Origin of the sequence: Actinobaculum suis (assembly GCF_900102025.1) — a bacterium.
GTDB classification, from domain to species: domain Bacteria; phylum Actinomycetota; class Actinomycetes; order Actinomycetales; family Actinomycetaceae; genus Actinobaculum; species Actinobaculum suis.
In genome coordinates this window covers 17,215-37,867 of sequence record NZ_FNAU01000009.1, presented here as the reverse complement: position 1 = coordinate 37,867, position 20,653 = coordinate 17,215, and the positions used below count along the sequence as shown (strand labels likewise).

The window sequence follows — 20,653 nt, the reverse complement described above, 5'->3', positions numbered from 1 at the left end:
GCCGGCGTTTAGCCAAATGTTTCGAGGGTGTTAGCACGCTCCGGGCCGATTTCGGTACGCCACTGCGCGTAGGCCGCGTTGAGTTCTGCCAGCCGCGGGCTGGTAGCAGGCCCTTCGCGAGTCACCGCGATCCCGGCGGCCACCCCGGCCCGGGCGCAGGCTAATCCGAGGCTTTCCCCGCGGCACAAACCGGCTCCTAAAACTCCGGCATGGGCGTCGCCCGCACCATTCGTATCAACAGCGGTAACGCGTAGCGGCGGCACAAAAATCGCCCGGATTTGCTCCGGTGAGCTATTCCCTCGGAACGAAGATCCACCCCCTCGGAAAGAGGTTGCCGGTACGGTCGGAACTTTTGCCGTACCTGTAGTTTTTACCGCGCCCGCCACATCGGCCGCGTCAGTAGCATCAGCCGCGCCCGTAACTCCCGCCGTGCATGTAGCTTCTGCCGCTCCCCTAGCATCTGCCAGGTGCGAGGTTGCGGCATCCGGTTTACCCGGCAGGGCTAGGGCAACGCCGGCGCCGCCGGCCCGCAATACCACCGCCGCACCGGTTGCCGCACTGAGCTGGCGGGCCCGCCCGAGCAAAACAGCTTCGGTAGGTTTTTCTTCCGCGCCGGCCGGATCTGTTTGCTCCGCTAGCGCCGCGCGAGCAGCAGCTGTTTCCGCGCCGGCCGGTGCCGCGCCCAGGCGGGTGAGCAAGATCTGTGCTTCCCGCGCATTAGCCGTCACAATATCGGCGCGGGCTAGCACGGCAGTGAGGGCCGGCTCGGGGATCTCCGCTACTACCGGGGCCGGGTCAAAGAGCACGCGCGCGGAAATCCCGGCCGCCAACCAGCGTTGGAGTTCCGTTCGGTTTGCTTCATGCACCAAGGAATAGCCGGAAATGTAAACCACGTCTTGCGGGCCGGGTGCGGCTAGCGCGTATTGACCCGGGCTTATTACCCCTTCCGCACCCACGGTCGAAATAAAAGTGCGTTCGGCCTGGTTATCTACCAGGGCCACGCAAAATCCGGTGTCCATATCCGGTACCGGCGCGGCCAAAACCTCGATATTTTCTTCCCGCAAGGCAGCCAGCACAATATCGGCATAAACCCCCTGGCCATAGCTGCCGGCATAGACCACGCTGGCGCCAGCCCGCGCCCCGGCCGCCATAACGTTAAAATCTCCGCCCGCCAGCAAAGTATGCTTCGCAGCAAAAACATCCCCACCCGGTTCCGGCACGCGGTCTACCCGCATTACCACGTCCACAATTGCTTGACCGGTATTTATAAACCGGCCCGCAGTCTTGTGCACATCTCGGGAGCCCGGGTTGGCACGGTTGTTCGCGGTGGGAGCGGCTCCACTACTGCGGCCGGTAGTGGCCGCGGCTGGAGGGACGGCGTCGTACATTATTTTCCTCCTGCAAAGGAACTAGTTTTCTGCGGTGGTGGCCGGGGCGGTATCTACGGCGTCGTAATCACGTAAGCCACCGCAAAGGAGGAAGACGACGGCCGCTACCACGCCGGCAACCAGCCACCCTAGGCCAGCCTCGCCAATCCACGTGTGCGCGAGGGGGCCCACGAACAAAACTTCTTGGACGCTTTGTGCCACGCCAGTGGCTTCCCCTCCGCTCCCGCTCCACTGGATTTCGATGAAGAGGAAGGCCACTACCGTGCCGATAATCCAGGCAGCAAACGCACGCCACCGCACGCCACCGCGATACCAGTACGGGCTAGCGGGGGTGAGGTCGAGTAGGGAATCACGTTTGTAGCTGCGGCGTTTAATCATGTCAACCAGGAACACCGCCGTCCACGCGGAAAGCGGGAGGGCGAGCACGGAAATGAAAGCGATGAAGGGGTCGTAGAAGTTTTCGGCAGCGAGGAGGAATACGAGGGCGAGCACGGTGGTAATCGCAATTTCGATGAGCACCGCGGTGGTGCGTTTGATCCGCACACCCATGGTGATCCAATTCAGCCCTGCCGAATACACCGATAAATGATTTGAGAGCAGCAGGCCAACGAAGGAAATGAACAGGTAGATGGCGGCAGCCGCGGTGGGTAGAGATTCGCGGATCGTATCCATCGGATTCGGGGAGGCGAGCACGGCGGGACTGGAAGAACCAATCACCGCGCCCATGGAAATCATAATGATGAGCGGAATACCAGCGCCGGCCGCGGCAGAAGCCACCAAATGGCCGGCTCGCACCAGCGGCGACTGGTAGCGTGCCATATCGGCCCCGGAAGTGGACCAGCCGATCCCGGTGCCGGCGGCGATCACGCCAATTCCGGCGATCACTTGCGCCACCGAACCGCCTTCCAAACTCAGCACGCCAGCCCAGTCAATCCGGGTGAGCAGGTATACCAAAATCACGAGGTTGAGGGCACCAAAAATCCAGGTTGACCATTTCTGTACTTCGTTTATCGCGTTTATGCCCAGCCCGGAAATGATCATGGTGAGAAGCACGAAAAGGAGCACGCCCACTACTGCGAGGAGCGGGGTTTGCCGCGCGGTACCGGGGGTGCCAAATACCAGCGAACAGAAAGTGACAAAAGCGAGCGCCGCGGTGGAGGTGTTCACGGTTTCCCAGCCAAGCCGAGAAAGGAGCGCCATGAGCGTGGGGCCCAAGTTACCGCGCACCCCGAAAACCGCGCGGGAAAGCGTGAGGGAAGGCGCTCCCCCGCGGCTACCAGCCACCGAAATAATGCCGACGACGGCGAACGAACCGCAAGCCCCCAACACAGCAGCGAGCATGGCCTGCCAAACATTGAGCCCCATAGCCACGAGCGAGACTCCCAAGGGGAGGCCGAGCACGGAAATGTTCGCGGCGAACCAGACCCAGAATAATTGCCAGGGATTTCCGGTTTGTTCGGAACGCGGCACCGGTTCGATCCCGCGCTGTTCCACCGCGCTTAGCGTGCGGCCGGGCGCGGGTGAACCGGATGCGGGCTGGCCGAGTGCCAGTGAGCCGGGTGCGGGCTGGCTGGGTGCGGCCGAATTGAGCGCGGGCTCGCCGCCGGCGGGCTGGTTAGGCAGTGGTTGGCTAGGCATTGGCTGCTGGCTAGGTAATGGCGAGCTAGATGTAGATTCGCCGGTTCCAGACGGCGTATTCATAAGAAGTCCTTCGTACGTTTTGAGCTCGGATTTTTCGCTTGTTTTTGGCGCAGATTTTCGTGCTTTTGAGCTCTAGTTGGGTTTGAGCTGTATCCTACCGAGAATTACGCAGCGCGGGGTTTACGTAACAGTGCGAGATTTACGTAGTGCGAGAATTACGCAGCGCGGGGTTTACGTAACAGTGCGAGATTTACGTAGTGCGAGAATTACGCAGCGCGGGGTTTACGTAAGGCTAGGAGGCCGGTGGCGACGGCGTCGATATCAAGGTTTTGTACGCTGCTCATGGTTTCCACCATGTTCGGGGGTAGGGCGGAAAATCCACACAGGGCGCCGAAGATTGCTCCGGCCATGGCGCCGATAGTATCTGTATCCCCGCCCAGTTCGGCCGCAAAAGTGAGCCCGCGAATGATTTGCGTGCCGAAATGTTCCACGATCAGCAGGGCACACACTACTGATTCTTGGGAAGCCACCGAAGTGCCAACCACGTGGGCTAGATAGTCGCCAAATTCGGTTTCGGACATACCTTTTACCTGTGTGCGGGCATGTGCAAAACGCGCCGGAATGGACGCCCCTTCACACCAGGTACCGAGCTTTTCGGCCTCGTAAGCACAAGCCAGGCCGGCATCCAAAGCCCGCGAAATCTGGGCGGGCGTAGCAGGCGCGGCAGGCTTGGCAGGCACGGCAAGCTTGGCAGACACGGCAGGCTTGGCAGACACGGCGGGCGTAGCAGGCGCGGCAAACTTAGCAGGCGCGGCCGGCGCCGGGCTATCGATGGCGGCGGAAATTGTGGCGGCAATGGCGGCCGCACCGGAAATCCCGAGGTTCGTATTGTGGGTGACGCTGCACGATTCGGCCACGGCGGCGAGGAAACTTGCTGGTTCGGCAAGAGAGTTCGCGATTCCTACGGGTGCTACTCGCATGGCCGCACCATTTGTGGTGCCAGCCTTTCCGGTTTCGTGCGGCGAAGCTCCGGCGCGAAGTGCTTCCAGGGCGCGTTTAGTGGAAGGGCCAAGTAGGTCATTAGAGCCGGCCGCGATCATTTTTTCTTCCCACTCCATGAGAGCAGTAGCAAAATCAAGGGGCGCTACGTGCCCCTCGCCGGCTATTAACAGCCTGCCGAGAATAAGGGCTTGATCCGTATCGTCGGTTACCGAGCCGGCAGGCATTCCCGGTGCTATCGGTTGGTTCGCAGCACCTGCCACGAACCCAGATATTTTTCCGTAGGTTTCGCGGATCGCCTGCCGGGACATGGACTGGGTGGGCATTCCCAGAGCGTCCCCGAGCGCCAAACCCCACAGTGCACCCCGGGCGCGATCCAGCTGAAGCTCCGCAAAATCTGTGTTTTCTGGGTTTTCTGTGTTTTCTGGGTTTTCTGGCCGTGTCATACCCTTAGCCTACGCGTAGTGGCGGAGGCTAAAATCCGCTCTGGCGTTAGCAGCACGCCGGCGCGCTCCTACGGAACCGGCTACTGCCCAGCTACAAGCACGCCGTCGTTACTACCGGCGCGCTGCTTCCTCTACGCGTAGTGGCGGAGGGTATGGGCTTCGATAATGCTTTCGAGGGGCCGGTAGTGGTCGTTTATGGCCCCGCGGTACGCGAAAATATCGCCAGCTTCCGCGGCGTCCAAAATCCGTTCGTGGGCACGCGCAGTCTCCAACATTTGGGGATTGCCTTCGGTCCCAATATCTTGCATGGAGATGCAATGCACCACCCACAAGGCCGTAACCATTTGGGAAGCCACACCATTATCCAGAGATTCGGTCAGGCCGATATGGAAGCGGATATCTTCCTCCCAGAACCGTTCCCCGCGGAGCGCTTTCTCCTTCATGTTTTCCACGATTTGCCGCAAATCCTGGTTTTTGGTTCCCCGCAGAGCCGCCACAATATCGGTACTCATCCCCAAATCGAGATAGCGGCGCATATCCACAATCTTTTGGATTGCTTCTGCATCCGGGCCCTCTTCGATAGTGGCCCGCAAGAGCAAAGTTTCCACCAGCGGAGTAAAAGACATTTGCCCCACTACCGTGCCTCTTCCCTGCCGGGAAGAAACCACGTCCAAAGCTTCCAGTTTCGAGAGTGCTTCGCGCACCGAAGAACGCGAAACCCCCAATTCTTCGCACAGCTGTGCTTCGGTAGGAAGTGGGTCACCGCTCGAAAGCTTGTGTTGCACGATATAAGACTTGATCGAGTTCATGACGATATCCGCCCGGTGGGAAGCTTTCTTTCGCGGGCCCGTTACCGCTTCTACCGCTAACAGCGCCAACTCGCTATCCTGTGTGCCTTCGTATTTGCTATTCTCGGCGCTGTTTTCTTCCCGCGGCGCATTGCTTTCCGTCTCCGTAGTTACACGCTTCTTTGCCATAACTCTCCCCCTCACCTCGTACTTCTGTGCGCTGCTGTCCCGCTGGCTCGCACTACTTTGCTATTCGACTTTTCTGGTTCCTGGTTTTCCGGTTCCGGTTTTTAGTTTTTGGTCTCGGTATCTGACCTTGATATCTAGTTTTGGTCTTGGTACCTGGTTTTGGTTTTTTGGTTTTGGTTTTTTGGTTTTGGTTTTCGGTTTTGTTCTGTTGCGTGTGGCATCCGCATACCAGCCCGGTAGCGGCGCTGCTTCCGTGTAGCTTTCTGGCAGTTGCACCTTCGCCACTGCCGGAAAACATTTTTTCCTTTCCGCCGGTGAAAGCGAGAAATGAAGATTTAACAGAGATTCTATAAGACGTCAGACAAATTTCCCATGCCGTACCATAATGCGCACATTTTCTGACAGTAGGTCATATTCGCGGCTTTGCTTAGGTGAGCTTCCACTCGGCCATGCTTCAATTATGCAAGAGAGCATTACGATAGCATGCCCTAATTTGTCAGACCTATAGGCTGCCGTAGTGCCGACGTTCCGGAAGAAAGCACTGCCGGGGCCGAAAAGCACTGCCGGGGTAGAAGGGAGAATACCGATGGGGGCTGGAAGGAAACCGTGTTCCTTTCAGCCCCCATCGTTGTGCAAGTGCCCAGGTTTTATTTGCGTGTGCGGATTATATGTTTACACCCGGGCGTACCTGCACTCCCTGGAAGAGCGGGGAGGAGCCGGGCTACCGTGGCGGCCAGTAGCCCAGTTACCTCCTGACCTTAGAGGAGCCCCTCCGCGGTGAGGATGTGGCGAACAGCCTCCATATCCTCGCCTTCCAGTGCTTCCACCGGGCGCGGCATCTGGTTCGATTCGATTACGCCCATGAGCATGAGCGCCGTCTTGAACCCGCCTACTCCAACGCCAAAACCGCGGGTAGCTTTCGCTACCAAAGCTACGCGCATGACTCGCGCCAGGTAGTCTTGAATTTCTCGCACTTTTTCCCAGTTGCCGGCTTGGAAAGCTTCCCACTGTTCCACGTAGGGCCGTGGGATCACATTTGCCAGGCCCGGCACCGAACCGTCCGCTCCCGCCATGTAGGCGCCATCTACCACTACTTCGTGCCCGGTCATCACGGACAGCGGAGAACCAGCTTCCTGGTTCGCCGCGCACAGATAGCGGAAGTTTACGTCGTCGCCGGAAGAATCCTTCACGCCGGCCAGTACACCGTCTTTTGCAAGCCGCATGACGAGATCAATGCCAAGCTTCTTGTGGACGCATACGGGCAGGTCGTAGGCGAAGAGCGGCAAATCTACGGCGTCGTGAATGGCGCGGAAGTTTGCTTCATCTTCCTTTTCCGAACTGAGGGCGTAGAACGGCGCGGTAGCTACGATCGCGTCTACTCCGATAGCTTGCGCTTCGCGAGCATTTTCGACCATCCGGTCCGTTTGAATATCCACGATCCCGGCTAGTACGGGCACGCGCCCGTCCACTACTCGCACGGCAGCTTCAAGCACCTCGCGGCGCCGCTGCGCGGTAGCAAAAGCTACTTCACCGGTGGAACCGAGGAAGAAGAGACCGTGCACTCCTGCTTCCAGCATCCGCTTCACATTGTTCTCGAAAGACTTTTCGTCGAACTCGCGCGCGGCTGTAAGCGGGGTAATTACCGGCGGGATCACTCCCCTAAATCGTTGCTCAGCCATTTATTTGTTTCCTCCCAAGTCGGGGTGTAGAAGAGACGGGGTGGCTGCGAGGAGGGTCCTCGTATACTCGTCCTTCGGGTTATGAAGAACCTGTTCAGCAGGGCCTTCTTCAACGAATTCACCGCGGTTCATCACGGCGATCCGGTCTGATATATAGCGGACAGTTTGAATATCGTGCGAGATGAACACCATGGACATGCCGAGCTCCGTCTTCAGATCTGAAAGCAAGTTCAAAATCTGGGCGCGCACGGAAACATCCAGCGCGGAAGTCGGCTCATCAGCAATGATCACATCCGGTTCAATCGAAAGGGCACGGGCAATAGCCACGCGCTGGCGTTGCCCACCAGATAACTGGCCCGGCAAAGCCTGCAGTGCCGATTCGGGTAGTCCCACGAAGGAGATCAGTTCCCGCACCCGCTTTTCCCGCGATTCGGCGTCGCCAATCTTGTGCACAAGCAGGGGATCAAGCAGCTGATCGTGCACGCTCATGCGGGCGTTGAGAGCGGTTGCCGGATCTTGGAAGACCACGGAAACCACGCGCCCGATAACTTTGCGTTGCTTCGCGTTACGGTGTGTGACGTCTTTCCCGCGGAAAAATACTTTTCCGCCGGTGGCCTGCTGCAGGCCACACATCACGTTTGCGGTAGTGGATTTTCCGGACCCGGATTCACCCACGATACCGATCGTTTCCCCGGGGAAGAGCTTCAGGTTCACGCCGCGTACGGCATGGACCTTATTCGGCCGGAAAATACTCCCGGTACGGGTGGTGAAGCTGACCTCCACGTCCTTGAGTTCGATGAGCGGTTCCCCGCTTTCGATCCGCGCAAGTTCATCCGCGGAGGCGATGCGTTGTCCCGTCATTACTGTGGCTCCTCTCCCGTTTGCGTGGGGCTGGATTCGCCGGTTTCATCCGCAGCGCGCCGGCCCGGTTCTTTACCGGTGCTAACGAGGAGCGGATCCACGTATTCCTTCTGCGCCACTTCTCCGGCTTCCGGATGCCCGGCGTAGAAGTGCCAGGTATCGGGTACGCGCAGGAGCGTGGGCTTGGTTGTAAGTCCCACCGTGGGGTGCGAGGAACGCGGCGCGAAGCGATCTCCGGAGGGGAAATCCTTCGGGGAAGGCACGGTTCCGGGCACTTGGTGGAGCCGGCCGGAGCCAGCCTCGATAGAAAGTACGGAGCCGAGCAGGCCGCGCGTGTATTCGTGGCGCGGATCCATGAGCAGTTCCTTCGTAGAGGCCTGCTCCACTACCTGCCCCGCGTACATCACGGTGATGTAGTTAGCAACTTCGGCCACGAGTGCCAGATCGTGCGAAACGAAGATCATCGCGAACCCGAGCTTTTCTTGCAGCCGGTTGAGCAGGTCAATCACTTGGCGTTGCACGGTCACATCGAGCGCCGTCGTCGGTTCATCAGCGATAAGCAACTTCGGATCGCGGGTGAGCGCCATAGCGATCAGTACGCGCTGGCGCTGCCCACCCGAAAGTTCATGCGGATACGATTCGAGCGTGCGCTTAGGATCGAGCTCTACCAGTTCCAGCAGTTCTTCCGCGCTCCGGGTACCGCCCCGGCTGGTCAGCTGCTTCATTTGTGTCTTGATCAGCATCGAGGGGTTGAGAGCGGAAAGCGCATCCTGGTAGATCATGGCGATTTCATTGCCGCGGAGCTGGTTGTGTTCCTTGGGGTCCATGCCCACAAGGTTCTTATCTCCGTACCTGATTTCGCCGGAAACTGTTGCCTCCTGGGGCAACAGCCCCATGATGGAGAAGGCAGTAATCGACTTGCCGCACCCGGATTCGCCCACGAGCCCCATTGTTTCTCCGGGGCGTACCGCGAAGGAAACGTGATCGACGACGTCGATATCGCCGTGCCGGGGGAAGCGAATGCACAGGTCCTTGACCTGGATAACCGGTTCGCCTTCGCCGCTGGGCAGGAAGCGATCGGTCCGTTTGGATTCCACGTACCGCAAGCGGGCGAGCCGTTCCACGAGCGCTTCGTGCTGCGCCTTGTAAGCGAGCACCGGATCGGCGATCAGCCGGTCGGCTTCGGAACGAGATTCGGCCCCGGCGGTTTCGTCTACCGAGCTCTGACCCTTCGGGGCCACCACCATGGCGTCCGTGATGCCTTCGGAAAGGATATTCAGGCACAGCACGGTGATCATAATGGCCAAGCCGGGGAATAGTGCCTGCCACCAGCGCCCGGCCATCACGCCGCCTTGCGCATCGGAAAGGATATTGCCCCAGGTGGGAGTCGGTTCTTGAATGCCGGCCTGGATGAAGGAAAGCGAAGCTTCCAGCACGATCGCGTCTGCCACCAGCACGGTTGCGAATACCATTACCGGTGCCGCGCAGTTACGCACCACGTGCTTGATCAAAATCCAGGGTGCTCGCGCACCGGAAACGATAACCGCGCGCACGTAGTCCTCGCCGTATTCGGAAAGCACATTGGCACGTACCACGCGGGCTAGCTGGGGTATGTAAACCACCCCGATTGAGATGGAAATACTGAGGAGGGAGTTACCGAAGACCACCACGAATACCGCTACCAGGGCGATACCGGGGATAGCCATTACGACGTCCATGCACCGCATGATGAGTTCGGATACCCACTTGCGGGAAACCGCGGCGGTTGCACCGATAATCGAGCCGAATAGGACGGCAATGAAGAGGGCTACAAAGCCTACTACTAGCGAGTATCGACCACCGTACATAACGCGCGAGAGCACATCGCGGCCCTTATCGTCCGTACCGAAGAGGTGTTCTCCGGAAGGGCCCTGCTTGGCGGTGAAGATCTCCAGCGGATCGTGCGGGGCGAGGAAGTTGGCGAAGATAGCGATGAGAATGATCGCGAGGATCACGAGCAAGGAGATGCGAGCTCCCCAGGACATCGCCCGGAAACGCCGGAAGCGTACCGGCTTGTTTTCTAGTTTCTTGGTTAGCTTTTTGCGTCCCATCGTTACACCGACCTAATCCTCGGATTGATCGCAATGTAGAGCAGATCAACCACGATATTCACGATGATGAAGGCGATCGCAACCACGAGCACCACGCCCTGGACGACCGAAGTCCAATTATTGGTAATGCCGTCTACGATCACGCGTCCCATGCCGCGCAGGTTGAAGATAACTTCAATGACCACGGCGCCGCCCATCAGGTAGCCGACTCGCAAGCCAAGTACCGTGACCGGCGTGATCAGCGCATTGCGCAAAACATTGCGGGCCACCACTACCGTCTTCGGAATGCCGGCGCCCAAAGCGGTACGCACATAGTCCGAATCCAGTTCTTCCACCATCGAAGTACGAATCACGCGGGTAAGAGAACCAATCACGGGCACGGCGAGCGCCACGGCCGGTAGAAGCATACGGAGGAACCATCCCCCAAAATTGTCCGTCATTGCTGGCAGGCGGCCAGAAACGGGCAATATGTTTGCGCCTCCCGGGCCCATCCAGACGATGAGCAAAATGCCGAGCCAGAAGGAAGGAGTGGCAATCCCGGCGATGGAGAGCACGCGGATCACCTTATCGGGCCAGCGGTCTCGGTAGAGAGCTGCCAAAACGCCCAGCGGGAAAGCCACCACAATAGCGATGAGCAAACCAAAGAAGGTGAGTTGCATGGTGATGGGGAAAGCTTGCCCCACCAGTTCGGCTACAGAATCTTGGCGTACCCCGTACACGCCGAGGCTGCCGCGGAACATTCCGCCTAGGAAGGCCAGGAATTGGATGAGCCAGGGTTTATCGAGACCTTGGGAAATCCGGAAAGCTTCCCGTTGCGCTTCGGTGGAGTTTTCTCCCAGTGCCGAATACGCGGGGTCAATTTTTGAGAAAGACATGAGGAAGAAGACCAGGAACACCACGCCCAGGATCATGAGCGGTAGTGCCACCAACCTTCGACCAACGAGTCTGATGACGTTGTTCATATGCGTTACTCCTCAGTTCCCTGACACTGCGGAGGGGCGGAAGCTGTGCTTACCGCCCCTCCGCAGCGTTTTACACGGGATCCTGAATTTCGAGCACCCGGAAGGGGCTCGCTACTATTCGAGCGGCTTTGCCGTCAGCAGGTTCAGACCGGTGGTGGTCACCGGCGTTACACCTTCCACGAGCTCCGGGTTGTAAGCGGTGATCATGGTGCGGTGGAAGAGCGGGTAGATCACGGCTTCTTCGGCTACGAGATCCATGGCTTCATTCCACTTGGCCTGGCGGGCATCGCCTTCCAGCCGCACTGCTTCATCAAGCAGGTTCTGCAGCTCCTGGAACTTCTCCGGTTCGCCCTTCTGCATGAAGGAGCGGCGCTGCGTCCACAGGTTATCGCCGTACCACCAGCGGATAAGCATGTCTGGATCGTTGCCGAATACCGAAGGATCGCCCGGGGCGAGTGCCACATCGAAGGTTGCATTATCGACGTCGAGGTTGTTCGAGTAGAGCGAGGCGGAAGCCTGCGCGTTGAGTTCTACCTTCACGCCCACAGCTTCCAGATCGTTCTTGATCTGGGGCCCAAGAGCTTCAATCCACGGGTGATCCGTGCTCTGCAAGGTGATCGAAAGATCGGATACGCCAGCTTCGGCCAGAAGTTCCTTCGCCTTTTCTGGGTTGTAGGTGTACTGGACCTTAGCCTTGTTGTAGTACTGCGAGGTTTCGGGCAGGAAGCCGGTAACTTCCTTCGCCTTGCCGTCCATCGCGTTCGCGATCAGCTTCTGAGTATCGATTGCGTAATGGAAGGCTTGGCGGACCCGCGCGTCATTGAAGGGTGCCTTGCTGGTGTTGAAGAGCAGGAAGGGCAGGTTGAAGCCCTGCTTTTCTTCGACCTTCAGGCCAGCAGCTTCCAGCAGTTCGATACGGTCAGCCGGTACCGCTTCCATTACGGCAATCGTGCCGTCCTGAGCGGCGGTGGTACGAGCGTTATCGTCCTTGATGATGTCCCAATGCATATGCGCACCCTTGGCCGGGAAGGGGCCGTTGTAGTGCTCGTTCGGAGACATTTCAATACCGGTATCGGTAATGGAATCGTACTTCCACGGGCCCGAACCAACCGGCTTGGCCTTCAGCTCGTCCGCAGTGGCGGACTTCGGCACAATCTTCACGACCGTCAAGCGATCCTTGAGCAGCGTGAAGGGATGGTTGAGGTTAATCGTGACGGTGGAATCGTCCTTCTTCTCTACGTTCTTCACGGAGGAGAGCATGGACGCGTACAGGTTTTCGGGAGCCATTGCCTTTTCGAAGGAGGCAATAACATCATCGGCCGTCACCGGAGTGCCATCGGAGAAGGCCGCATCGGGCCGAATCTTCACTTCGTACTGGGTATCGGATACTTCGACCGGGGTGTCATCCGCGGCCAGCTCCTTACGAATATTGAAGTCAGAATCGTAGGAGTACAGTGCTTCAACCACGTGCCAGTTGGTGCCCATAGCCAGTGCCGAGGAGGTACTGGTGGGGTTGTAATCCGTGGTTTCGTAGGCGGCACCAGCGGTGATCGTACCGGTCTGCGTTGCTTCGCTAGTACCGGCGGAGCCGGAGGCGTCCGCCGTGCCTTCCGTCTTGCCGCTACCTCCGCCACACGCTGTTAGCGCCAGCGCTGCGGCGGCAAGGACTGCGGCAACCTTCGTGCTAAAGATGCCTTTTCGCATGGATAGTGTCCTCTTCTTACTTGTTGTGTCCTCATCATTGAGAGCATCGGCCCGCGAGCAAGTGCCGGCGTTGCCGAAACGAAAGAAAGCTGTTCGCCCTACTTCCTTCGTGCCTCCTCGTTGAGACCTTTCTCGAAGCTCTCTGTGAACCTCTTAGGGTTCCCTGTGAACCTCTTAGGAAAAAACTATGTCATCAGACAAATTTTCGCAAGGGCTACACACGGCCCCGCCCTAACATGACCGCGTAAGGAGCTCTCGCTCTATCAGCTTTTGCGGCGACATTTCAGGACTTTTTGAGGAAAAACGCGAATTTTCTGGCGGCGGAGCAAATTCGATGTAGGCTAGGCGTAGCAGTTTGTCTGACGTTTCGTGAAGACGCGAATCGTACAGGCGCGAACGCGATGTTAGCTCGCGGGTGGTAGCCCTCCACTCGTAACCGCCACGCCGGCGCTGCTAGCACCCGCTCGCACCACCGGGCAAACTTTGCGCAGGAATACCAAGGAATACCGTTGCTAAAACCGGGGAGTACCTATTCTCATGAGTTCCACGACGCCGTCCGCCGCCGCTCCTAACCCCGCGGCTGCACCTGCCCCCGCGGCTGCACCTGCCCCCGCGGCTGCACCTGCCCCCGCAGCTACGCATACCCCCGCGAGCGGGCCACATTGTTTTCTAGCCTTAGACATAGGGGGCACGAAAATTGCTGGCGGCCTTGTAGTTTTGCCGGCTCCGGACGTGCCCGAAGTGCATCTACTCAGTTCGGTTGCCACGCAGGCAAGCCGCGGCGGGGCGGCAGTATTGGAAACCGTGGTGGATTTTGCGCAAGATCTACTCGCGCAGGCCCGAGAGGCCGGGCTAGAGCCGCAAGGTATTGGAGTTTCTTCCGCCGGAGTAATCGCGGAAGCAGACGGAGCGATTGCTTCGGCCACGGATACCATGCCCGGGTGGGCCGGCCAACCCCTGGGAGCGGCCTTGCGCGAAGCTTGCCACTTGCCCGTCGCGGTGCTCAATGATGTGCACGGGCACGCATTAGGAGAGGCCAGTTTCGGGGCCGCACGCGGCGCTCGCACCGCGCTGGTTTTTGCCATCGGCACCGGCATGGGCGGGGCAGCCGTATTCGACGGCCAAGTACATCGCGGGGCGCGCGGAGTATCCGGCCATTTTGGGCACGTCTACCACCCCTTGGCCGCCGGGCTTACCTGTTCTTGCGGGCGCGAATCCCACATAGAATCAGTGGCCTCCGGCTCCGGCCTGGCCCGGCTCTGGGCCAAACGCGCCGCCGCGCAAGACCCGGCCGCACAGGACCCCGCTGCACAGGACCCGGCGAACGCTTTGGCCGCAGCGCCCTGGCGGGCCGCTAGCTATACCGGCCGCACCGCGCCTGCTGAACCGGAGGCATCGGCTGAACCGGCCACCCCGCAGTCGAGTACCACGAGTGCGGCGCCTGAGCAGCCGGCACCCGAGCAACCGGTCCCTGGTCACCAGGCAGACTATCCACGGGAAGTGAGCGGCGGGGGCGAAGTAGCGGCGCGAGCCGCTGCCGGAAGCAAGTTCGCAGCCGCGGTCTTACAGGATTCTGCCCGAGCTCTCGGGCAGGTTATTGCCGGTTTGGCAAACTGTTTAGATCCAGACGTAATCGTTCTATCCGGTTCGGTAACCCAAGCCGGCACGGTGTGGAGAGAGGCACTAGCCGCGGGCTTTGCCGAATCCGCAATGACTCCGGTGCGTGAAGTGCCTTTGGCACGCGGCACGCTCGGCGGCAAAGCGCCCTTGATTGGCGCGGCCATCCACTGCTACCAGCAGTATTTACAGCATCACTAAAGGAGCAAGAAAATGCATCCAGTAATCGCGGCCATCAAAGGAAAACTCGTCGTTTCCTGCCAGGCCTACCCGGGCGAGCCCCTACGCCACCCAGAAACCATGGCCCAGATGGCACTCGCGGCAGAACGCGGCGGAGCGGCCGCTATTCGCTGCCAAGGCCTCGCTGATATTGCGGCAATCAAAGGGCAGGTGGAAGTACCCGTTATTGGCCTGTGGAAAGAAGGCCACGAAGGTGTTTACATCACTCCCAGCGTGCGCCACGCGCTGGCTTGCGTGAATGCGGGGGCCGACGTCGTCGCCATTGACGCCACCACCCGGAAACGCCCCGATGGTTCCACGTTCGCGGAAACTATCGCCCCCGTACACGAGGCTGGGGCACTCGTGATGGCAGATTGCAGTTCCCTGGAAGATGCTCTATATGCCGCCGAATCCGGGGCGGATCTGCTTGGTACTACGCTGGCCGGCTATACGCCTTCCCGGCCGAAAACTTCCGGCCCCGATTTTGAACTTTTGGCGCAAATGGTGGAAGCCGTACCGCATTTACCCGTGGTTTGTGAAGGGCGTATCCATACTCCGGAAGATGCGCGCCAAGTGATGGCGGCCGGGGCGTGGGCGGCAGTGGTCGGCACCGCGATCACCCACCCCACCACGATCACCACCTGGTTCCGGGACGCTGTGGAAGGCTAAGCCCGCCTTCCACACACGCGCACCACAAAACGCAAAACATAAAACACGGGCCACTAAGCCACTAGACCACTAGGCCACCAGACCACTAGGCCGCTAGACCATTAGACCACTAGATACATAAATACACGGAAGGGAAGTATCGCAGTGAAAATCGGAATTTTTGAAAGTGAACCAGCCGCTTCGCGGGCCGCAGCAGACCTTATTATTGAGCATTTCGCTGCCCACCCGGGCGCCACTTTGGGGGTGGCTACCGGCAGCTCGCCGCTCGGCATCTACCAGGTATTGCGCGAAGCACATGCGGAAGGGCGGTTCACGCTCGCCGATTCGCAAGCCTTTGCGCTAGACGAATACGTTGGCATTGCGCCGGACCACCCGGAATGCTATCGCAATGTGTTGCGCGCCCAACTGGTTGGGGAAGATAAAACCGGTTTGCGGGAAGAAAACCTGCACACCCCGGATGGGCAAGATCCAGATCCGCAGGCCGCAGCGGCCCGCTACGATGCGTCCATAGCGGAAGCTGGCGGAGTGGACCTGCAAATCTTGGGCATTGGCGCCGATGGGCATATTGCCTTCAATGAACCCGGTTCCTCCTTGGTTTCCCGCACCCACCACGAAGCCCTCGCCCAGCAAACCATTGCTGATAATGCGCGGTTCTTCGGCGGCAACCTCGACCTGGTTCCTACCTCGGCTCTCACCCAAGGGCTCGGCACGATTATGGAAGCTCGCAAAATCGTGCTCACTGCCTTTGGGGAAGGGAAAAAGGAAGCCGTAACGCAGCTCGTAGAAGGAGCGATTTCCGCGCGGTGGCCCTGCACTATCCTGCAACTGCATCCGGACGTAACCGTGCTTACCGACGCCGCCGCCGCTGCCGATCTGGAACTCACCGAGCTCTACCAGGCGCGGTGGGAAATGCGGCAAAAGCTCGGGTAGGAACTCATCCCGCGCGATAGTTTTTAGGCCGGACCGAGCTCCGGCCTAAGCTTCCCGACGCCTCTTGGTGCTTCAAGTGCCCTCGCCAGTTTTACGAACCGGCGAGGGTGACTACCTTAAATACCGTTGATAAGGCCTTCTAAGCTCGGCACAACTTCACAGCGGATGCTCTGCGCCCGCTCATAGGCCACCAGCAAATCCGTTGTTCCGGGCAGGTAAACGGCGTCCGCGTAACCAAATTCGCCGGGCGCAAAGCGATAGTGAACCCTACCCTCGTAATCAACCAGGGCCCCATTTTCCCGCGCTCCCAAAAGCTCGGAATTAGTTTCGGGTGGAGCCACCGCGGGGCCCGCCGGTTCGGGTGAAGCTACCGCCAAACCCGCAGGTTCGGGTGGTGCCGCCGAGGGAAGCAAGGAGCCGGATGGTTGGGGATCTCCCGCCGTGGACGCAGCCGGTTCGGGATGCGCCGATCCGGTTTCTGGGAATCCGGTGGTATGCGGGTGAATCAGTAATAGTGGCGCGCACGAACCTGAATTCGGCGCTGGGGCGAGCAAGATTTTGGCATTGCAACCCGGATCGGAAAGGTCGAGCGGGCGCGGCTGCGACCAGGAAAGCCCATCCCGGGAATACGCGACCCACCGGCCGCCCCGGCCCTGCGCCCGAAAATTAGCATGTACATATTCTCCGTCCCAGGCCAAAGTAGTTTCGTCGAGATAAATACCGGCACTGTTATCAGCAGTAATTGGGTCGCTAATCGCCCGGATTTTCCCTTCCTGCACATGCACAATCCGGATATGCGCTTCCGTTCCCGTGCGGACCACGTACGGGAGCAACGCCGTCGTCCCCATGCAAACCGTGGAACCAGAAGTGGCAAACAGGCCATCGCAACGCAATTCTGTATACAACTCGGTGGCTGGCATGTGCTGCAACTGCGTTACGGAAGGGCCGTAGGCGATATAGGGTTCCAAGCGCGGGCCTGCGTATTGGGAACCGAAATAACCGATTTCGGTGGAAGAACCATAAGCCAAGGTGAGGTTGTGCCCGTCGGAAGCGACGCACGCGTCTGAACAAACCGCGGGAGCGCCTGGCACCGGTTGCGCCAGCGTCCACCTCCCATTATATGTGCGCACATTTTTATTTGCCTGCGCACTGAGATTCGCGTCCGCAGCGGGCGGGAACGACGCCGTAACCGGTTCCGCTTCCGCCTGGCCCGGGGCGGCAAGCTCAAGTTCGCAAAATAGGATCCGATTCGGATTGGGCAGGTCATCCGCCATGGCGCCACCTGCGCCCAACCACCCCGAACCGGCACGCGGATGTGGACGTTCGTCGAAGAAAGCTAGTACCCGGCCGCGGTGATTAATCAACGCAGGAATGCGGTAATTATGCGTCGCGGTTGGGTGGGCAAGGTCGGCTACGTTATACCGGGGCGAATTGGCCATGCCTAAAAGTATAGGAGAAGCACCGAAAGAATACCGGGGCATCGAAATAATATTGGCTGCTCGAAAAGGAGCCGGGGCACGAGGCAGCACCCCACCCTGCACCCCCACCCCGCAGTATGTGGCGGCGGGTAGCGGCGACAGGCTATGACGGGCCCGGCGCGTGCGCAATAAATATGTGCACGCATGACGCGAATCTTACTCAGGTGACTTTTATCGCACCCGCTCCATCACCTTGCGCAACCCCCGAGTTTCCCTGGGTGAAATTTTGATTTCACCCTAGTAAACGTGACGATGTCACTTTTTTGCTTTATGCTGAATTTGACGTGTTCGTCAACACTTTCTGCCGCATGGGCATAATTTTCAAATAATTCGTGAGTAAAGAAGCTCACGCCTCACAGGCTTATTCGCACAATGTTAGGAATATTTATATATGTCAGATAGCTCGAAAGATGTGGCTGTCGAACCGGCCTCCGCGGAGGCTAATGCTTCGACGGCCCACCGAACAACTGGCGATCTTGTAAAGGCCGCGGTTTCAGGATGGCTCGGTACCGCGCTTGAGTTCATGGATTTCCAGCTCTATTCGCTTGCTGCCGCGCTGGTTTTCAAAGATCTCTTCTTCCCTGCCGGCGACCAAGCCACCGCAATTCTCGGCGCCATGGCAATTTACGGGGTTGGCTACATAGCCCGCCCGCTCGGCGCCTGGTATTTCGGCCGCCTCGGGGACCGAATCGGCCGCACAAAAATCCTTTACATCACCATCGCCCTAATGGGTGTTGCCACCACCTTAATTGGCTTCTTGCCTACATATCAGCAGGTAGGCCTGCTTGCACCCCTTCTTCTCGTGGTGCTCCGCCTAGCTCAGGGATTTGGTGCTGGCGCAGAAATTTCCGGGGCGTCGGTTATGCTGGCCGAATACGCACCCGAGGGCCGCCGCGGGCTTATTTCCTCCCTGGTTGCGCTCGGTACAAACTCCGGAACGCTCGGAGCTGGCCTTATCTGGGCAATCCTGTTGGGCGTTGTTGGCACCGATGGTGTAATTGCATGGGCCTGGCGTATTCCGTTTATCGGATCTATCGTACTTCTTGGACTAGCGCTCTTCGTTCGTGCGCACCTCAAGGAATCTCCCGTTTTCGTCAAGGTGCAGCAGGCGGGGATGGAAGAAGTCCTCAGCGATGAAGAGCTTTTGGAAGAATACGATAAGCCTCTTCCTTCCAAGAAGGAGCGCCGCGCCCAGCTTAAGGCTGACAAGAAGCGCGAACGCGAGGAAGCGAAGCGAGTGGCCGCGTCTGAGCGGATGAAGGTTAAGCGTTCGTGGAAGGCATTCCTTGCTGCCTGCTTGCTGCGCTTCGGTCAGTCCGGAAACTCTGGCATGGTCCAGACCTTCCTTATTACCTTCCTTACCGCTTACTGGCTAGTTTCGAAGGACGTCGCGTCAAACGTCGTCGTCTACTCCTCGTTAGTAGGTTTCATCACCGTCCCGATTATCGGAATAATTGGTGACAAGATTGGGCGCGAGCGTACCTACACAATCATCACCGGCATTGGGCTCTTGCTCATTATCCCCTGCTTCCTGGCGATGATGAACAACCGCGGAGTGGCAGACACACCCGAATTAGTTGACGGAGTAAGCATTCCCCACTTCGGCAACCCAGACCTAATGTTCTTTGTTGGTTACATAGTTCTCCACAACGTTACGGTTCTGGCCCTGTTCTCCCTTGAGAACATTTCGATGGCCGAATGCTTCGGCTCAGCCCACCGATACGAACAACTCGCTCTCTCGAAGGAAATCCCCAACCTCATCACCGCAGGTTTCGGCCCGCTAATCGCGGCATGGTTGGTGCAGCTATTCAACGGCTCCTGGATTGCCTGCGCAGTGCTGATGTTCTTCTATACCGGAGTGGTTTTTGTAACCTCAATAATTATGCCGGACGTGACGGATCGCGATCTCACTATCAAGGAGGATGCATTCTAATGAAAGCGATTCAAGTTAAAAGTGCCGATAATCTAGAAGTTGTGGAGCTCCCTGACCCTACAGCAGGCCCGGGCGAAGTCCGCGTCAAGATGGAATGGGGCGGAATCTGCGGCTCCGACATTGCCTACTGGCGCCACGGCGCCTCCGGTACCGCCGTCCTGAAAGAACCACTAATTCTTGGGCATGAAGTTGCCGGCACCATCGATCAAATCGGCGATGGCGTACAAGGATGGAACGTTGGTGACAAAGTTACGATCCATCCGGCTACTTATGTAGGTGATTACACAGTTCCGGAACACCTTAAGGGGCGCGATAACTTGTGGCCAGAAGTACGGTATTTCGGTTCTGCCGCATTCTTCCCCCACGAACAGGGCGGTTTCTCCACGTATCGGGTTGCCCGCGCCGATCAGCTTCGTAAATTACCCGATAACGTCTCCACCAAAGAAGGCGCTATCGCCGAACCACTCGGCGTAGCTATGCATGCCGTCAACGTTGCAGGACCGCTGGAAAACAAGCGGATTCTGGTGAACGGCGCTGGACCAATCGGGGCTCTCACCGTAGGAGCGCTCAAACATGCCGGCGCGGAAGAAGTTTACGTATCCGACGTAAAGCAAAGCCCGCTGGAAATCGCCCGCGCGCTCGGCGCAGACCACCTAATCAATCGCGGCGAAGGGGAAGACCTGCCGGAAAACGTAGACATCACGTTTGAGGCCTCCGGCGCTCCCGCCACAATTGGCGACTGCCTAATGGCAACCGTACGCGGCGGATTGATGGTACAGGTCGGAAATCTTCCTGGCTCGCCCACTCCGATCAACCTTGGCCAGCTCGTTACACGTGAAATCACCTATAAGGGTTCGTACCGTTTCAACGACGAAATCAGCGACGCAGTTGCGGCCATAGCTTCCGGACTTGACCTCACACCGGTAATGACCCACGAATTTACGATCGACGAAGCGGCCACCGCCTTCCAAACCGCGGCAGACCGTTCTACCGGATCATCGAAGGTAATGATCAAACTATCGTAATTGAGCACCATCCATAAAGAAGCTCTTCTACGAAG

At 58.7% G+C, this 20,653-nt stretch carries 16 protein-coding genes; 5 read left to right on the top strand and 11 right to left on the bottom strand.

The window, feature by feature from the left end:
- Positions 1 to 8: 8 nt before the first annotated feature.
- The 10 genes from BLT47_RS09560 to BLT47_RS05850 all read right to left on the bottom strand — a co-directional run bounded on the left by BLT47_RS09560 (position 9) and on the right by BLT47_RS05850 (position 12,747).
- Entirely contained in the window at positions 9 to 1,388 is a 1,380-nt protein-coding gene (locus BLT47_RS09560; RefSeq protein WP_074662732.1) for a PfkB family carbohydrate kinase, read from the bottom strand.
- A 21-nt stretch (positions 1,389 to 1,409) separates the two neighbouring features.
- Positions 1,410 to 3,026, bottom strand: a complete 1,617-nt coding sequence (locus tag BLT47_RS05890; RefSeq protein ID WP_083330105.1) for a purine-cytosine permease family protein — start codon at positions 3,024 to 3,026, stop codon at positions 1,410 to 1,412.
- Positions 3,027 to 3,295: 269 nt separating this feature from the next.
- On the bottom strand, positions 3,296 to 4,474 hold the full coding sequence (locus BLT47_RS05885) for an ADP-ribosylglycohydrolase family protein (protein WP_074662729.1): 1,179 nt from the start codon (positions 4,472 to 4,474) through the stop codon (positions 3,296 to 3,298).
- A 131-nt stretch (positions 4,475 to 4,605) separates the two neighbouring features.
- On the bottom strand, positions 4,606 to 5,451 hold the full coding sequence (locus tag BLT47_RS05880) for a FadR/GntR family transcriptional regulator (protein WP_083078557.1): 846 nt from the start codon (positions 5,449 to 5,451) through the stop codon (positions 4,606 to 4,608).
- A 60-nt stretch (positions 5,452 to 5,511) separates the two neighbouring features.
- The gene (locus tag BLT47_RS05875) at positions 5,512 to 5,736 is read right to left on the bottom strand and encodes a hypothetical protein (RefSeq protein ID WP_074662726.1); all 225 of its coding nucleotides are present in this window, start codon (positions 5,734 to 5,736) and stop codon (positions 5,512 to 5,514) included.
- Positions 5,737 to 6,209: 473 nt separating this feature from the next.
- The gene (locus BLT47_RS05870) at positions 6,210 to 7,130 is read right to left on the bottom strand and encodes a dihydrodipicolinate synthase family protein (protein ID WP_049619834.1); all 921 of its coding nucleotides are present in this window, start codon (positions 7,128 to 7,130) and stop codon (positions 6,210 to 6,212) included.
- The gene (locus tag BLT47_RS05865) at positions 7,131 to 7,991 is read right to left on the bottom strand and encodes an ABC transporter ATP-binding protein (protein ID WP_065414814.1); all 861 of its coding nucleotides are present in this window, start codon (positions 7,989 to 7,991) and stop codon (positions 7,131 to 7,133) included. It lies immediately after the preceding gene.
- On the bottom strand, positions 7,991 to 10,081 hold the full coding sequence (locus BLT47_RS05860; protein WP_065414815.1) for a dipeptide/oligopeptide/nickel ABC transporter permease/ATP-binding protein: 2,091 nt from the start codon (positions 10,079 to 10,081) through the stop codon (positions 7,991 to 7,993). The genes BLT47_RS05865 and BLT47_RS05860 overlap by 1 nt, the downstream gene beginning before the upstream one ends.
- A 2-nt stretch (positions 10,082 to 10,083) precedes the next feature.
- On the bottom strand, positions 10,084 to 11,043 hold the full coding sequence (locus BLT47_RS05855) for an ABC transporter permease (protein ID WP_049619837.1): 960 nt from the start codon (positions 11,041 to 11,043) through the stop codon (positions 10,084 to 10,086).
- 114 nt (positions 11,044 to 11,157) lie between these two features.
- Complete coding sequence (locus BLT47_RS05850; RefSeq protein WP_074662723.1) at positions 11,158 to 12,747, bottom strand: ABC transporter substrate-binding protein; 1,590 nt, start codon at positions 12,745 to 12,747, stop codon at positions 11,158 to 11,160.
- A gap of 537 nt (positions 12,748 to 13,284) precedes the next feature.
- Here BLT47_RS05850 and BLT47_RS05845 point away from each other — a divergent pair.
- The 3 genes from BLT47_RS05845 to BLT47_RS05835 all read left to right on the top strand — a co-directional run bounded on the left by BLT47_RS05845 (position 13,285) and on the right by BLT47_RS05835 (position 16,182).
- Positions 13,285 to 14,565: an ROK family protein gene (locus tag BLT47_RS05845; protein WP_176764486.1), complete on the top strand. Its 1,281-nt coding sequence runs from the start codon at positions 13,285 to 13,287 to the stop codon at positions 14,563 to 14,565.
- A gap of 12 nt (positions 14,566 to 14,577) precedes the next feature.
- Positions 14,578 to 15,252 carry an N-acetylmannosamine-6-phosphate 2-epimerase gene (locus tag BLT47_RS05840; protein ID WP_074662720.1) on the top strand — a complete coding sequence of 225 codons (675 nt, stop codon included), beginning with the start codon at positions 14,578 to 14,580 and terminating at the stop codon, positions 15,250 to 15,252.
- Between the two features lie 144 nt (positions 15,253 to 15,396).
- Positions 15,397 to 16,182, top strand: coding sequence for a glucosamine-6-phosphate deaminase (locus tag BLT47_RS05835; protein WP_074662717.1), 786 nt, complete (start codon positions 15,397 to 15,399; stop codon positions 16,180 to 16,182).
- Positions 16,183 to 16,298: 116 nt separating this feature from the next.
- Here the strand turns inward: BLT47_RS05835 and BLT47_RS05830 are convergent, their stop codons facing one another.
- A complete protein-coding gene (locus tag BLT47_RS05830) occupies positions 16,299 to 17,621 on the bottom strand; it encodes a sialidase family protein (RefSeq protein WP_143021791.1) in 1,323 nt (440 codons plus the stop codon).
- A gap of 430 nt (positions 17,622 to 18,051) precedes the next feature.
- Here BLT47_RS05830 and BLT47_RS05825 point away from each other — a divergent pair, with 430 nt between their 5' ends.
- Both BLT47_RS05825 and BLT47_RS05820 read left to right on the top strand, forming a co-directional pair.
- A complete protein-coding gene (locus tag BLT47_RS05825; protein WP_082160088.1) occupies positions 18,052 to 19,593 on the top strand; it encodes an MFS transporter in 1,542 nt (513 codons plus the stop codon).
- A complete protein-coding gene (locus tag BLT47_RS05820; RefSeq protein WP_074662711.1) occupies positions 19,593 to 20,618 on the top strand; it encodes an L-idonate 5-dehydrogenase in 1,026 nt (341 codons plus the stop codon). The genes BLT47_RS05825 and BLT47_RS05820 overlap by 1 nt, the downstream gene beginning before the upstream one ends.
- Positions 20,619 to 20,653 lie beyond the last annotated feature (35 nt).

Coding starts and splice junctions, on each gene's coding strand:
- BLT47_RS09560 (WP_074662732.1), bottom strand. CDS start 1,388: ATGTACGACGCCGTCCCTCCAGCCGCGGCCACTACCGGCCGCAGTAGT.
- BLT47_RS05890 (WP_083330105.1), bottom strand. CDS start 3,026: ATGCCTAGCCAACCACTGCCTAACCAGCCCGCCGGCGGCGAGCCCGCG.
- BLT47_RS05885 (WP_074662729.1), bottom strand. CDS start 4,474: ATGACACGGCCAGAAAACCCAGAAAACACAGAAAACCCAGAAAACACA.
- BLT47_RS05880 (WP_083078557.1), bottom strand. CDS start 5,451: ATGGCAAAGAAGCGTGTAACTACGGAGACGGAAAGCAATGCGCCGCGG.
- BLT47_RS05870 (WP_049619834.1), bottom strand. CDS start 7,130: ATGGCTGAGCAACGATTTAGGGGAGTGATCCCGCCGGTAATTACCCCG.
- BLT47_RS05865 (WP_065414814.1), bottom strand. CDS start 7,991: ATGACGGGACAACGCATCGCCTCCGCGGATGAACTTGCGCGGATCGAA.
- BLT47_RS05860 (WP_065414815.1), bottom strand. CDS start 10,081: ATGGGACGCAAAAAGCTAACCAAGAAACTAGAAAACAAGCCGGTACGC.
- BLT47_RS05855 (WP_049619837.1), bottom strand. CDS start 11,043: ATGAACAACGTCATCAGACTCGTTGGTCGAAGGTTGGTGGCACTACCG.
- BLT47_RS05850 (WP_074662723.1), bottom strand. CDS start 12,747: ATGCGAAAAGGCATCTTTAGCACGAAGGTTGCCGCAGTCCTTGCCGCC.
- BLT47_RS05845 (WP_176764486.1), top strand. CDS start 13,285: ATGAGTTCCACGACGCCGTCCGCCGCCGCTCCTAACCCCGCGGCTGCA.
- BLT47_RS05840 (WP_074662720.1), top strand. CDS start 14,578: ATGCATCCAGTAATCGCGGCCATCAAAGGAAAACTCGTCGTTTCCTGC.
- BLT47_RS05830 (WP_143021791.1), bottom strand. CDS start 17,621: ATGGCCAATTCGCCCCGGTATAACGTAGCCGACCTTGCCCACCCAACC.
- BLT47_RS05825 (WP_082160088.1), top strand. CDS start 18,052: ATGTCAGATAGCTCGAAAGATGTGGCTGTCGAACCGGCCTCCGCGGAG.
- BLT47_RS05820 (WP_074662711.1), top strand. CDS start 19,593: ATGAAAGCGATTCAAGTTAAAAGTGCCGATAATCTAGAAGTTGTGGAG.